Origin of the sequence: Pseudotamlana agarivorans, from assembly GCF_018860245.1 — a bacterium.
GTDB lineage: Bacteria > Bacteroidota > Bacteroidia > Flavobacteriales > Flavobacteriaceae > Pseudotamlana > Pseudotamlana agarivorans_A.
Window position 1 is genome coordinate 240,495 of the sequence record NZ_JAHKPD010000013.1, and the last position, 15,223, is coordinate 255,717.

Annotated in this window: 9 protein-coding genes; 7 read left to right on the forward strand and 2 right to left on the reverse strand. The window is 36.8% G+C overall.

Annotated elements, in window-relative coordinates; translation table 11 throughout:
* Window positions 1-77 precede the first annotated feature (77 nt).
* The 4 genes from KO493_RS09610 to KO493_RS09625 all read left to right on the forward strand — a co-directional run bounded on the left by KO493_RS09610 (window position 78) and on the right by KO493_RS09625 (window position 9,245).
* The gene (locus KO493_RS09610) at window positions 78-1,403 is read left to right on the forward strand and encodes a sulfatase-like hydrolase/transferase (RefSeq protein ID WP_216067744.1); all 1,326 of its coding nucleotides are present in this window, start codon (window positions 78-80) and stop codon (window positions 1,401-1,403) included.
* Between the two features lie 587 nt (window positions 1,404-1,990).
* Window positions 1,991-4,162, forward strand: a complete 2,172-nt coding sequence (locus KO493_RS09615) for a galactose-binding domain-containing protein (protein WP_216067745.1) — start codon at window positions 1,991-1,993, stop codon at window positions 4,160-4,162.
* A 131-nt stretch (window positions 4,163-4,293) separates the two neighbouring features.
* Complete coding sequence (locus tag KO493_RS16045; protein WP_216067746.1) at window positions 4,294-7,284, forward strand: galactose-binding domain-containing protein; 2,991 nt, start codon at window positions 4,294-4,296, stop codon at window positions 7,282-7,284.
* A 536-nt stretch (window positions 7,285-7,820) separates the two neighbouring features.
* The gene (locus tag KO493_RS09625) at window positions 7,821-9,245 is read left to right on the forward strand and encodes a sulfatase family protein (protein ID WP_216067747.1); all 1,425 of its coding nucleotides are present in this window, start codon (window positions 7,821-7,823) and stop codon (window positions 9,243-9,245) included.
* Window positions 9,246-10,024: 779 nt separating this feature from the next.
* On the opposite strand, the gene KO493_RS09630 is transcribed toward KO493_RS09625, so the two are convergent.
* Complete coding sequence (locus KO493_RS09630) at window positions 10,025-10,894, reverse strand: hypothetical protein (protein WP_216067748.1); 870 nt, start codon at window positions 10,892-10,894, stop codon at window positions 10,025-10,027.
* Window positions 10,895-11,349: 455 nt separating this feature from the next.
* Here KO493_RS09630 and KO493_RS09635 point away from each other — a divergent pair, with 455 nt between their 5' ends.
* Window positions 11,350-11,799 (forward strand): YybH family protein, encoded by a 450-nt coding sequence (locus KO493_RS09635; RefSeq protein ID WP_216067749.1) that lies wholly within the window; start codon window positions 11,350-11,352, stop codon window positions 11,797-11,799.
* 183 nt (window positions 11,800-11,982) lie between these two features.
* On the opposite strand, the gene KO493_RS09640 is transcribed toward KO493_RS09635, so the two are convergent.
* Window positions 11,983-13,062, reverse strand: coding sequence for a substrate-binding domain-containing protein (locus KO493_RS09640; protein ID WP_216067750.1), 1,080 nt, complete (start codon window positions 13,060-13,062; stop codon window positions 11,983-11,985).
* A 144-nt stretch (window positions 13,063-13,206) separates the two neighbouring features.
* Between KO493_RS09640 and KO493_RS09645 the strand changes: the two genes are divergently transcribed.
* Both KO493_RS09645 and uxuA read left to right on the forward strand, forming a co-directional pair.
* Window positions 13,207-14,034: an SDR family oxidoreductase gene (locus KO493_RS09645; RefSeq protein WP_216067751.1), complete on the forward strand. Its 828-nt coding sequence runs from the start codon at window positions 13,207-13,209 to the stop codon at window positions 14,032-14,034.
* Window positions 14,035-14,046: 12 nt separating this feature from the next.
* Window positions 14,047-15,222 (forward strand): mannonate dehydratase, encoded by a 1,176-nt coding sequence (gene uxuA / locus KO493_RS09650; protein ID WP_216067752.1) that lies wholly within the window; start codon window positions 14,047-14,049, stop codon window positions 15,220-15,222.
* The last annotated feature ends 1 nt before the right edge of the window (window position 15,223 follow it).

The following is a 15,223-nucleotide window of genomic DNA, read 5'->3' on the forward strand; positions in this document are numbered from 1 at the left end:
AAATCATTAAGTGTGTAATTTCAATTTGAGATGCACAACCGGTATTCGTTACACGTATCAATAAATAAAAAATAACAATGAACTACGTATCATTAATTGTGTTTTGTCTCGGCCTCTTTTTGTCACAAGAAAAGTTAAATGCACAACCCAATATAGTTTTCATTTATGCCGATGATTGGGGTTGGGGCGATTTATCTTGCCATGGAAGTAAATGGCTTAAAACACCAAATATAGATAAACTAGCCAGTGAAGGTATCGACTTTCAGCAGTTTAATGTTTTAAATCCAGTTTGCTCCCCAAGTAGGGTAGCCGCACTAACCGGTCGCTATCCTTCTCGATTTGGTATTAATAGCGTTTTTTATGCCAAACGCAAGGGACCAGAGCAACCCGATTGGCTAGATGTTCGTGCGCCAACTACTGCTCGTTTTCTTCAAGAAGCAGGTTATCACACTGGCCATTACGGTAAATGGCATATGGGGCATAAAGACGATAGTCCGAAAGTTACCGCCTACGGATTTGATGAAGCAGCAATTTATCATGGGCGGGGTGAAAAAATTCGTGACAGTAAGATTGCCGATAGTGCCGTTGCCTATATTAAAAGAAACAAAAACAAGCCTTTTTTCTTAAATGTATGGATTCATGAGAGTCATACAGCACATGCGCCATCTCATAAAGCGAAGAAGCTATGGGAAAATGAAACCGATGCCCAACGAAAAATCTATGGTGCCGTAATTAGCGACGGCGATTTAAAGGTTGGCAAGGTGCTTAAGGCACTTGATGATGCTGGAATAGCTGATAATACCATTGTTGTTTTTTCAAGTGATAACGGTCCTGAAAGAACCAGTACGAATAAGGGTAGAGAAAATAAGTGGGGCTCTTATTATAGCATTGGTGAAACAGCAGGTTTTCGTGGGCGTAAGCGTAGCCTATACGAAGGTGGGGTTCGCGTTCCATTTATTGTGCGTTGGCCAGGACATACACCTAAAGGTATTAATAACAGGAGTACCGTAATTTCTGCCGTAGATTTATTACCAACGTTTTGCGAAGCAGCTGGAGTTACTGTACCTGAAAGTGCAGCATGCGATGGAGAAAGCCTTTTAGCAGCCTTTAATGGAGACACAATAAAACGTACTCGTCCGCTATTTTGGTTACATACTGGTGCTAATTCTTTACCAAACAAATGGCCAAGACTGGCTGTTCGTGAAGGCGATTGGAAATTAGTGTCAAACTTTGATGGCTCCAAAATGGAGCTTCATAATATGAAAACGGATGCGTTTGAAAAAACGGAAAATGATCTATCTAAAAAACAACCAGAGTTGGCTTCTAGGTTGTTTCAAATGGTATCCACATGGTATAAAGAATTACCAAAAACGGTCGACCCTTCTTGCTTGTCAGCAAAATAATAGTATGGCAAGTTTGCAGATAAATACAGGTTTTTAGTGAAATGTTTGTTCGAGAGAAGCGGGCATTCATATCATTGAAAATGATCACTGTATTGTAATTAAAACTGGTTATTCTGATTAATTTCAGATTCTCTTCATCTTAATAACCAGTCATTATAAGAACCTGATTCAAGTTTGGGTAGTCCAAAATTTAACTTTAAGACCATTTCGGACGAGCCTTTCTTGATGAAATTTTTTTGAATACCCTCAATGTGTTATAAATATTGAGAATGTCACCGTGAAATTGTTTCGGGGTCACATAGAGATACTCATATATGGTCTGATGGGTGCTGAAATCGAAGATTTAACCGAGTTAAATGAATTCAGCACGACGCAAAGACAAGAATATGATATTAAATGGATAATCAAAAAGAGTGTTTAATACCATAAATTTTCAAAGAAAAAGCAGCCTTAAAAGCAGGTGCTCTTATCACATTAACTCTAAAATTAAAATTACGAAACAGACACACAAAAAAAATCATACTAACCATATGATTCTTGTTTGAATATCAATTCAAACGCAGTATAAACTAGTAAAACTAAATAAGATGAATTTAAAACTGAACACCATTTTTGCCATTGTATTTATGGCAGGATATTTTACGCAGCTCCATGCGCAACCTGGCTATGCCGGTGAATGGAAAAAAACACGCCTTTACGGACATTCATACAACAGTGGAGATTTTAGCGATGAAGAATATAATTGGATTCGCGATCACTTTGAATATTTCACCATTGAAAAGACACATCTAAGGTCAATTTATGGTAATCCTTCCCATGAAGAGACGAGTAAAATTACAGCGACAAAACTGATCGAGGCAAACCCACGTTGCAAACCGCTTTCAATCTATAGTATTGGGTCTGGATATCCGCTTCTTTTTGAATCCCAAGCTGAGATACTACAAACAAATCCTGAGTATTTTTTATATGACGCGAATGGCGATGTAGATGCGTTGAATCTTGAAAATTCAGGTGAAAATGACTGGTATGTTAATACAGTAAACGATCTAGTCGAGTCTAGCGACCTTCACGGCGTCTTTCTAGATGGCTATAAGGGAGCGTATACAGCACATACAGATAATGTACAATATATGAGTGATAGAATAACTGGCTATAGACTGGTTAACGGAATGGATTTTGCCCCAAACGGTTTAAGCATACGAGGCTGGCCTGAGTGCTTAAATTATTCAGATGGTGTATTTATTGATGCCTTTTTCCGTAGACGTGTTATGTCCAAAGAAGCGGGTGTTGTACTCCTTGACGCTTGTCTTGAAATTCCAAATGATCAGATGTTTGTGTGTTTTTCAGCCTACGATGGCTATAGCTCAACTTTTGAATTTAGCCATGCTGCTTACCTTATAGTGGCGCATGAAAACACGTATTACCGCTGGGTAGATGAAGGTGATCACCTTTGGAACTCTTCGTCACTAATGACTTGGCATGATGTATTTGATAAAGAAATGGGTGAGCCGTTAGGTAAAGCTGTCAAGGATGGCTATGTGTACACCAGAGTTTTTGAATATTGTACCGTGACCATCGATGTAGAAAATATTACTTCACATATCGAATGGGATCAAGACAATAGACCCGATACAGGAGATGAAAATTTAGCATTAAGCGGTACGGCATCGCAATCTTCTACAGCTTATACAGGCGTAGCTTCACGTGCTATTGATGGTAATACCGGTGGTACTTGGTCTAATGGATCAGTTTCGCATACAGCTAATGAAACAAATCCATGGTGGGAATTAGATTTGGGCGCTGTTAAAAGTATTGGCGAAGTTGTTGTGTATGGCAGAACAGACGCTTGCTGTAAAGCGCGGTTAAATAATTTCACAGTAACTGTAATGGATGCTAATAGAAATACTGTTTTTTCACAAGGTTTTACATCCTTTCCAGATCCTTCGACGACTATTGATATTGGGGATGTGTTGGGTCAAATAATTCAGATTCAACTAAACGGTACAAATGCATTGTCATTGGCTGAAGTTGAGGTGTATGAAGGAGCGTATAATCAGATTTCAAACCTTGCTTTAAGCGGAACAGCATCGCAGTCTACTACCGCATACAGTGGGCCAGCATCACGAGCTATTGACGGTAATACCAATGGGGTATGGAGTAATAGTTCTGTGTCGCATACCGCAGCCGTAAATGATTCATGGTGGATGGTAACTCTTGATAATAACGCTTTTATTGAAGAAGTAATCGTGTACAACCGTACAGACGTTGCTTACATGGACAGATTAAATAATTTCACCATAGAAGTGCTAAATAGTGCGAATGAAATCACATTTACACAAACTATTACGACGGCACCAAATCCTTCAGTGCTAATTAATGTTGGCGGTGTAGAAGCGAATCGCGTACGAATAATACAGAACAATAATTCAACGGCGCTTTCATTGGCAGAGGTTGAGGTTTACGGTACAACATCTTCAGCAACAGCTAAATCAAGCAGTAATAAAAATATGCTGGAAGCCGATTTTACCAATGTGTTTAAGCTCTATCCGAATCCTGTAAAAGATTTTGTCACTATTCAACTTGATACCATAGAACCTGCTAATTATCATGTGGTAAACATGTTAGGTCAAGTAATGCTTTCAAGTACAATTCATCAAGGAGCCAATGTTGTTGATTTGTCTAGTCTGCCTACTGGGATTTATACCGTTCGTGTGTCTAATGAAGTGACTTCACAAATGAAAAGAATTATAAAAGAATAATAATCATATAAAAGAGACGGTTTAAATAAAGGCTAAAACAGAATTTTTCTGAAAGTACAATTTTTGAATAGTCTCTTTTATTCTAACATTCAACCCTCATGTTAAATAATAAAATAATAAAAAAAATTTTAGTGATTTTATCAATCACATTAAGTATGCTATGCTTTTCTCAGACTGTTGGACCCTGGGATTTAGATGAGCTATATGAAGTACCTGAATGGGAAGCAACCACGCTTGCCCAAAAAGATGGCGTTACGAGTCTATTATTTAGTTCTCTGGATTATCTGGGGAATCCCGTGCAAGTCTTTGCCTATTATAGTGCACCTAGCGGTACCATGCCTGCGGGCGGTTGGCCAGCAATGGTTCATGCCCACGGCGGTGGGGGTACGGCTTACTCACAATGGGTGAACTACTTTAACGACCAAGGTTATGCTGCTATAAGTTTAGATTTAGAAGGCCATATTCCCACAGAAGACGCGAATGGCGCCTATCTGCCTTCTCCAAACCCTGGCCCAAGCAGAAGTGGTGTGTTTAATGATTATGCCAACCCAGTGGAAGAACAATGGTTTTATCATGCCATAGCACAGGTTATTATCGGCCATACCTTAATAGGGTCTTTTCCTGAAGTAAATGCCAATAAAATTGGACTTAGTGGTGCCAGTTGGGGAGGTACCATTACAAGTACAGCAATGGGTGTTGATAACAGATGGTCATGGGCTATTCCTGTATATGGGGCAGGCTATTTAGATGATTCTGATGGTGCTCAAGGAAACAATATTAGCGGTGCTAAAGCTGATTTTGTAAATCAATATTATGATGCTTCAGTGTATTTTGATAGGGTGGACTTTCCTGTTTTATTTATTAATGGAACAAACGATTATAATTTTGCGATGCCAGTAACCCAAAATTCAGCAAAACATGTGAATGGTAATATACTATTTTCATTACGCTTTGGACACAGTAATTTGGCACCTTTAAGACTTGATGAGCTTTATACTTTTGCCAATCAAGTGACTTATGGTACTGATGCCTTACCTGCTTTTGGATCGCCAAGTTTCGATGCTTCGAATGTGGCGACTGTAAATGTCGCTTCTGAGGCAGGATTAAGCAGTGCCGAATTGCTTTATACACTTGATGATGGTTATTGGTACGAGCGTGAATGGTTAGCGACAACAGCAACAATATCCGGAAATATACTTTCTGCTACATTGCCAGAAAACACGGTGGCTTTCTATTTTGCAGCTACAGATTCACGTGGTCTAATGACGACTTCAGAATATGTTGAAACGCATGGTGGAACAATTCCTTCAGGTAATCCTAACGTTGCTATTTATGGTACAGCATCTCAATCGTCAACCGATTATTCTGGTGAAGCTTCAAGAGCCATAGATCAAAATGCAAGTGGGGTATATTCTGATGGTTCTGTATCGCATACTTCCGCAGAAGATAATGCTTGGTGGCAAGTCGATTTGGTTGGTTCTCATAGCATAGATGAAATTGTTGTTTTCAATCGAACTGATGCTGGCTATCAGGCAAGAATGACAAATTTCACGGTATATATTATTAATAGTGATGATGAAATTACTTTTTCTCAGTCATTTAATAATTATCCAGACCCTTCAGTAACTATTGAAGCCAATGGCGCTGTTGGAAGTGTCGTAAAAGTACAGTTGGACGCTACCAATACGCCGTTAACCCTTGCTGAGGTTCAAGTATATGAAGTTGAAAACACGCCTGTTTCGGTGACTTCAGTGGGTGTTTCTCCAGAAAATGCATCCGTAGCGGTTGGAAATTCATTATTATTAATGACAACTGTAACGCCCTTAGATGCCACCGATCAAACTGTAAATTGGAGAAGTAGTAATTCCGCAGTTGCAACGGTTAATGAAACCACTGGGTTAGTAACGGCTTTAAGCACTGGTTCTGCCATAATTACGGCAACAACAACCGATGGTGAATTTACAGATAATAGTTTTATTACAGTTACCAGTACATCATCTGGTAGCGATAATCTTGCCATATACGGTACGGCATCACAATCTTCAACGGCATATGGGGGGCAAGCTTCACGTGCTATTGATGGCAACAGTAGCGGTGTATGGTCAGAAAGTTCAACGACGCATACAGCTAATGAAACTAACCCTTGGTGGGAAGTTGATTTAGGTTCTGCTAGAAGTATTGGTGATATTGTCGTTTTTGGAAGAACAGACTCATGCTGCAAGACGCGTTTAACAAATTTTACGGTTACGGTTATGGACGGAGATCGAAATACCGTTTTCTCACAAGCGTTTACTGCCTTTCCAGATCCTTCAATCGCCATTGAAACTGGTGATGTCATCGGGCAAATCGTTCAGGTTCAGATAGACGGAACAAATCCATTATCATTAGCTGAAGTTGAGGTGTATGCCGGAGTATATGAAGTGTCAAATCTTGCGTTAAACGGGACAGCATCGCAGTCTACAACTGCTTATACTGGCGAGGCTTCACGTGCTATAGACGGGAACACGACTGGGGGATGGAATGCTGGTTCTGTAACACATACCGAAGCTATAAGTAATTCGTGGTGGATGGTTAACCTAAATGGTAATTATACCATAGAGGAGGTAACGATTTTTAATCGTACCGATACGCGTTACATGAGCAGGTTAAATAATTTCACTTTAGAGGTGCTAAATAACGAAGATAATGTGGTCTACACACAAACAATCACAAGCACGCCTAATCCTTCAGTAACTATAAATGTTGGTGAGGTTACAGGCAATCGCGTGAGAATATCACAGAACAAAGCATCCACAGCCTTATCATTAGCTGAGGTTGAAGTATATGGTTCTGCAGCTTCAGTAACAGCCAAATCAAGCCTTGATAAAACCAACATGAAAGCCGAATATGAACCGGTATTTAAAATCTTCCCAAATCCAGTTGAAAATTTTGTGACTGTTAAACTAGAAATGGCAGCGATTTCAGCATATAAATTAATTAATATCACAGGGCAAGTCGTTCTTTCGGGTGTTATAAACCATGTTTCAAATGTGCTGGATTTAACAAGTTTTACACCTGGTGTTTATTTTTTAGAAGTGTCAAACGGAACAATAACACAAAGAAAAAGAGTAGTTAAAAAATAAGTTGTACATATAAAAACCATATTACATTTTAGGTTAAGCATTAAAACCCAAGATGATTTGAATTATGTAGACCGTCTAAAGAGTCATTTTTAGGCGGTTTTTTTTGCCATATAATGTGCATGCCTTATTGGGGTTGTTGTGTCTTTGTCGCCTTGAATCACTAATAATGGCGCACTAAATGTTTTCATGGCTTTGCTCAGACTGGTCTAGATTGCTAAGATGTTTAAGGTTTTAAATTTAGTATTGTTTTTTAAGGATTGATTTTCAGATGTTTTGAAATAGTATGGTTTTTTACTCAAGTCAAAATGAGCAAATATTGACTGATTTCGGTCTAATAGGTTTCTATTATTGTTTTATTTTAGCAAGCATATAAACATGAATTAAAATTAAAATTTAATGCGTTTTTTAAATTGTTTTCTAACACTCTAGTCCAAAATGGGACTTTAAAAAAGGACTGTGTAAAATGGTAATGATTTGTAAACCTTATCTGATTAAAAGAGAAATTAAAGCGCTAAAAAAAATATAAATATCAAATTATGAAAATTCTTAAACTTATTACATGCTTTTTTATTACAATGGTGTGTTTTACAGCCTGTAAAAAAGACACTGAAACACCTCGCGATAAACAAGAGGAAACTAGACCTAATATCGTATTCATTTTTGGCGATGATTGGGGCTGGGGAGATTTAAGCGCACATGGTCATCCTTATGTGAAAACACCAAATATTGATCGTTTGGTAGCCGAAGGTACCGATTACCAAAGATTCACGGTGGCCAGTGGTGTGTGTTCACCAAGTAGAGCCGCCGTAATGACGGGGCACTTCCCAGCAAGGCATAATGTTGATGGTCATTTCGCCTGGGTAAAAGATAATGCAAAACGCAATATGCCAGATTGGTTAGATCCAGACGTGACATTATTGCCAAGATTATTGCAAAAAGGGGGCTATGCTACCGCGCACTTTGGTAAATGGCATCTGTCTAATAATATGGTTGAAGATTCGCCAGCTCCAGGAGTTTATGGTTATGATGAATATGGTGCATTTAACTGTTCTGGAGAACAAATGCCTGTACATAATGATGCGAATAGAGCGATTGCATTTATAGAAAAAGCCAATGAAGAAAATAAACCTTTCTTTATTAATTTATGGATACATGAGCCACATGCACCACATCATGTGGTTCCAAAATATCAACAACGTTTTCCTGAATTACCTGAAGATGATAACATTTATGCTTCGATTTTATCTCATGCCGATGATAGAATTGGAGACGTACTGGACGCTATTGATCGTTTGGAACTGGCAGATAATACACTTGTAATTTTTAGTTCAGATAATGGCCCAGCAAGAGCAGCCTACGACGTAAAAGAATTAAAATTAAAATACGATTCGGCTACAGGGGCAGGGTATGATACGAGTGCATCAAAAGGTATAACAGGCGGTAGAAAGGGCTACAAAGCCTCTTTATTTGAAGGTGGTATAGGCGTGCCGTTTATTGTGAGGTGGCCTGGAAAGGTGAAAGCTGGAGTTATTGATAATACGTCTTTAATGTCGGCTGTAGATTTACTGCCAACATTTTGTGAATTAGCCAAGGTTACATTACCAGAAAATTATGAGTCAGATGGTATAAGTCAAGTAGCCACATTAGAGGGGGCAGAATACCCATTAAGAACAAAACCACTTTTTTGGAAATATAATGCAAGGTGGCCTGCCAGTAATAGAACGCCAGATCATTGGGTGTCTTATGCCATTGTAGATCAGAATTGGAAATTGGTTGCTAATTACGATTTAAGCTATGTTGAGCTGTATGATATCACAAAAGATACTTACGAAAAAAGCGATCTTAAAGAGGGAAATGCAGCTGTTGTAGAAGCATTGATTAATAAAATAAAAAAATGGCAAGCGGAGTTGCCAACAGGACCAGATTCAAAATTATTCTCTAAAGAAAGGGAAACGATTTAAGTCGCTTTCCTTTTGGGCTAAATTGAATTATGGGCTGTATCTCATAAACTGTGTGAGTTTTAAAATCTCGGGTTAAATATTAATCTGAGATTTTTTTATTTAAAGTTTTAGAGGATAGTAGCTGGTGACCAATATCAGGTCGTGCGCCGTGGGGATCTCATTTTTTTCACCAAAAAGTTCTTGACTGCGAACGAACGAACTAACTAACAATAGAATTACATACAGCCTTCTCATTTTCAAATTTATTCTGAGTTTAAATTATAAGTATTTAACTATTACCACTATAATTTTTTTTAACTAAAGGAGAATTTGATTAAGGAGGGGATTTAGATGGTTGAGCGTCAATGGATTTTAGGTAGTCAAGAGCGTTATAAGTCTTTGTTTTATATGTCTTTAAGGTGTGTTTTGCTTAGTCGAAGAGTTCTATTCTGGAATTCAGGTTACAGTGTAAGTACTTTTAATTCTAACCTTTAAGCACTATAATTCATGCCTATAAAAATTTAAAAAATGCTATAACATATTCGGTGTGAATTAGTGTTTTACTTCAGTCAAGATAGAATAATTTGTATATCCGTTTTGTAACCTAAACATTGTATTTACGTCCTTCCGAATTTATTTCGGAATCTCATAAAGCTGATAATTAATATATTGTGATGAGAACCTGAAACAAGTTCAGGTTGACGATAACAATTATGTCACATTACGGATAATCAGTAGAATAATAAAAAAAAGCTGTCCCAATAAAATGGAGACAGCTTTTTTATTTATAGAATGATTTTTTATAAAAATACTATAGAAGTAACATCTTTACCGATATAATCATCAACATCATCTGAACTAAAATTAAAAATTCCAATTTGACTTCCAGCTGCAGAAGTATTTAGGTCTGCATAGCGATAGAATACCATAGAGGGACCAGAAATTCCACTTGTTGTCGGGATTCCATTTTGTGCATACACATCATCCATAAGTATTCCTGTACTAAAATCTCCCAAAGTTCCAATAGATCCTGTATAAGGACTACCTTGTTTGATATCACCATCTATGTCTATAGCCCAATTAGTACCATATATTTTGGCTTGAGAAATTAACCCAGAAGTATCTGTAATTGTAAAGGCAATTCCCTTAGATAAATAATACCAGTTTTCAAGATTTATGGTAGATACAACTCCTGTAGTTTCATTTGTGCTTGAGGCAGTGAACTGTTGTATCTCGTCTGGTTCCCCATGTAATAATAAAAGGGAGTTTCTATTGCTTTCCCCAACAATAACACCTTCAAGTGTTACGTAATCTTCTGTACCATGCGCGTTAAAAATTACTTGAACTTGATCTATTTGTTCGATTTCTCCTTTAGTAGTTGTAATGGTTATATAGCCAGCTCCAGCTTTAGTTGAAGAAATTTTATATTCTGTATCTGATACGGGTATAAGGTTAACATCTGCATTCTCAGAAACAATGGTCATAGTTTCATTATTATTTGTTTCAAACTTAAGGGTTACTTCGTCTTCGATGAATACATTTTGTTTGCTAAGGGATATATTACTTACAAATCTATCTTCTGAAATCGTTTCAATGGAGTCGTCATCAGAGCAAGAGGTAAACAATAAGATTACTAATAAACTTTTAAATAAATAGTGTAGTTTTTTCATAGTGTCTAATAAAAATGGTTCGTTGTTTTACAAATACAAATGTATCAGGAGATTCATGTTATAACTTTGCTCTGACCATTCAAAGTTTGCTCATTTTGAGCTAGAGGTTTAAATTCACTAGGGATTTTGAACATAAGCAAGTAAAAGGTGATACGTTAAGAAATAAGCGGGGAGGTGTGTTATGTGATATATGTCATTATAATTATGGAACAAACTGTCGCAGATTTCAGTTTCAATACGGTACGTTTATTTTGAAATGACCCTTTTTTTTTCAATTATCTTTAGAACTTAAAACATGGTGTTTAAAAAATTAGGTTACGTACATTTTTTGGACATGATTAGCTTAGTGTTATAAAATCAAAAAAAAGATTTTAAATTTGAGCTCCTTAGATCTGTCTAAAAAATAGTTAATGCGCCTTAACCATTTTTTTACAGTATTATAAATTGTATATAAAATGAAAAATTTATTGTTGTTTCCTGTTGTGTTTTTTAGCCTTCTTGTTTGCATGTCTTGTGAAAATAAGAATGAATCAGACATGAAATTACTTATTGCCACTATGGATGCCTATGAAACAGCTTGGGCGCAAGGTGATTTTTTAACGGTTGAACGTTTTTTTACTGAGGATGCAAAACGACTGCATACAGAACCTGAAGTTTGGGATCGAGCTGAAATTAAACGCTATTTTGAAGAAAAGGCCAAAACGCAAAAAAAGACTCCGAAATTAAAAAATAAAAAAGATTGGAAATTGGGTCGAGACTATATTGAAATTCGAATAGAAGGCCAAATAGCCTACGATATTTTTACTACAGATACCTTTAAAGCGATTCATATATGGGAGAAGCAGAATGATGGTACCTGGAAAATAAAGTATGATATGGGTATTTTAAATGTTGATGAGGAGTGATATAAATACTTTATCAAATAATAGTTATTTCAAAACTTAGAAAATAAGCGTTATGCATAAACCTAACTAGATAGGAGTTTATTTATAACAGTTCAAAGTTCTAGGTAAAAATATGGGTAATTCTAATTTGTTCTTAATATGAGTTTGAAGTGTGAGTATTAGTGTTTTATTATGAAACAGGTGTTATACTTCCGAAATATCATTCTCAAACATCAACTGGTTCATGTCATTAAAATCTACATTTTCTTTAATAAGAATATCAATTGGAAGGTATGTTTTTTCAGAAGGCCTTTTAGATTTTAGTAAATAATCGGTCATTACACGAACCGATTCGTAACCTTGTTCAAAGGGTTTTTGAGAAATTAAAAATGAAATAGAATCATCTTTTAGTCGCGCCACATTCTGAGGCGTGTTGTCAAAACCAATAATTTTAAAATCGTTATATCCGTTTTGTTTCAGGCCATCTACAATAACTGCAGCTCTACTAGAAGGTATAAAAATACCTGAAATAGTACGCTGTTTATTTAAACAAGTTTTTATGTTTTGTTGAATTTTGCTAGTATCGTTTAAATCTTCAACTTTTAAGGTAACTGTTTCGGTTTTAGTGAGTGCTTTAATATAATCCATAAAACCTTCAATGCGTTTAGATATCGCATTATTATCTCCATAATGGTCACGTGATTTAATGATTAATAATTTAGCGTCTTGTTCAAGTTCTAAATGCATCAGTTTTGCAGCAATGTAACCAGATGTGTATGAATCTTGACCGATGTATGTTAGATTATCGAATCCTTCAACGTCAATATTTAAAAAAAGGTAGGGGATATCGAGTTGTTCTAATTGTTTCGTTATCTTTTTTGTTTCTGTTAAGAACATAGGCGCGAAAATAACACCTTTAGGCTGAGTTTCTAATGCAGTTTTAAAGGCTGCAAGGTAGGAGCTAGGATCATATTGATTAAAGCTGAAGTAATCAACCTGCACGCCATAACTTTTAACATCTTCACTAGCTTTTAAAATACCAAGGTAGGGTGATTTCCAAAATGAGTCGGTATCATTATGTTCAGGTATTAAAACGGCTATATGGTGTTTGTTTTTTAAGGCCAACGCACTAGCTACGGGATTGATACTGTAATTACTGCGCTCTAGAATTTTCCTGATTTTAGCTTCTGTTTTGGCAGATACGCCACCACGGTTATGTAAAACGCGGTCTACAGTGCCCTCAGAAACATTAGCTTCCTTTGCTATATCCTTTATCCTGATCATTATAATATGTTGCTATGCTTCATTTTGATTTGCAAATAAAAGCATTTTTTATAAATAAAATGGTTAATTCGTGGGCGCACACTAATTTTTATTATATTTACGTGTGCGAACACGTAAATATAATAAATTAAATTTCATTCATACATGAGTAAAGTAGTCGTATTAACAGGAGCCGGTGGTGTATTATGTAGCACACTAGCTAAAGCATTGGCCGAACAAGGGCACAAAATTGCTGTTTTAGATTTAAAATTGGAAGCCGCCGAACAAGTGGCTCAAGACATAAAAGCCGCAGGCGGAACAGCGATTGGCGTTGTTGCAAATGTGCTGGAAAAAGCATCTTTAGAGGAAGCTAAAACTAAGGTTAACGAAGTTTTAGGTCCTGTAGATATTTTAGTGAATGGCGCAGGAGGAAACCATCCTTTAGGAACCACTTCAAATCCGTTTTTAGAGGAAGCTGATTTAGAAAATACGACTGAAGGTTTTAAAACCTTTTTTGATCTAGATTCTAAAGGTATTGAGTTTGTTTTCAACTTAAATTTTATAGGGACTTTATTACCAACGCAAGTTTTTGCTAAAGACATGATTGGTAAAAAAGGCTGTAGTGTTTTAAATATTTCATCAATGAATGCTTATACGCCTTTAACTAAAATTCCAGCCTATAGTGGAGCTAAAGCTGCGGTGTCAAATTTCACACAGTGGCTTGCTGTACATTTCTCTAAGGTAGGTATTCGCGTTAACGCTTTAGCGCCAGGGTTTTTCTTAACTGAACAAAACAGAACACTTTTAACGAATTCTGATGGGAGTTTAACTCAAAGAGGACAACAAATTATAGACCAAACGCCAATGAGTCGTTATGGGGTGCCAGAAGATTTAATAAGCTCAACACTGTATTTATGTGACGAGGCGTCGTCGTTTGTAACTGGAATAGTGATTCCTATTGATGGAGGATTTAGCGCGTATAGTGGTGTATAAAAAATAAATAGTATGGAACAAACATGGAGATGGTACGGGACCAATGATCCCGTAAGCTTAACAGATATAAAACAAGCAGGAGCTACAGGCGTAGTTTCAGCATTACATCATATTCCAAACGGAACCGTTTGGAGTAAAGATGATATTATTGAACGTAAAAATACCATTGAAGCCGCAGGACTCACATGGAGTGTGGTAGAAAGTATTCCTGTTCACGAAACCATTAAAACACGTTCTGGTGATTTTCAAAAGTATATTGAAAACTACAAAACCAGTATAGAGAATTTAGCAGCCTGTGGCATTCATATTGTTTGCTACAATTTCATGCCCGTTTTAGATTGGACACGTACCGATTTGAATTATGAAGTAAGCGATGGTTCTAAAGCTTTGAGGTTTGAAGCAGTTGCATTTGCAGCTTTCGAATTATTTTTATTAAAACGTCCGGGCGCTGAAGCGAGCTATACCGATGCTGAAAAAGAAAAAGCGAAAGCCTATTTTGACCAGATGACCGAGGCTGATAAAACCCAACTGGTTAATAATATTATTGCGGGATTACCAGGAGCTGAAGAAGGTTACACGTTAGAACAGTTTCAAATGGTTTTAGATACTTATTCAGATGTTGATGCCGAGGCTTTAAAGTCAAATTTGGTGGCTTTTTTAAAGGAAATCATTCCAATAGCCTCACAAAATGAGGTGCTCATGTGTATTCATCCAGACGATCCGCCGTTTCCAATTTTAGGGTTGCCACGTGTCGTGAGTACCGAAGCTGATTATGCTTATTTGTTTGAGCAAGTGCCAAACCGTTCAAATGGAATTACTTTTTGTACGGGGTCTTTAGGTGTTATCGCATCTAACGATTTGGTTCAGATTTTTAATCGTTTTGCCGATCGTGTGCATTTTATTCACTTAAGAAGTACGCAACGTGATATTGAAGGTAATTTTCATGAAGCCAATCACTTAGAGGGTGATGTGCCGATGTATGAGGTAGTAAAGAGTATTGTTTCCGAAGTACGTAAAAGAAAAAGAACAGGTATGGCTGATTGGAACATTCCTATGCGTCCCGATCATGGCCACCAAATGCTTGACGATTTAAGTAAAAAAACAAATCCTGGTTATTCAGGAATAGGAAGGTTACGTGGTTTAGCTGAGTTAAGAGGTTTAGAGTTAGGAATAAAAAACAGTATATAAT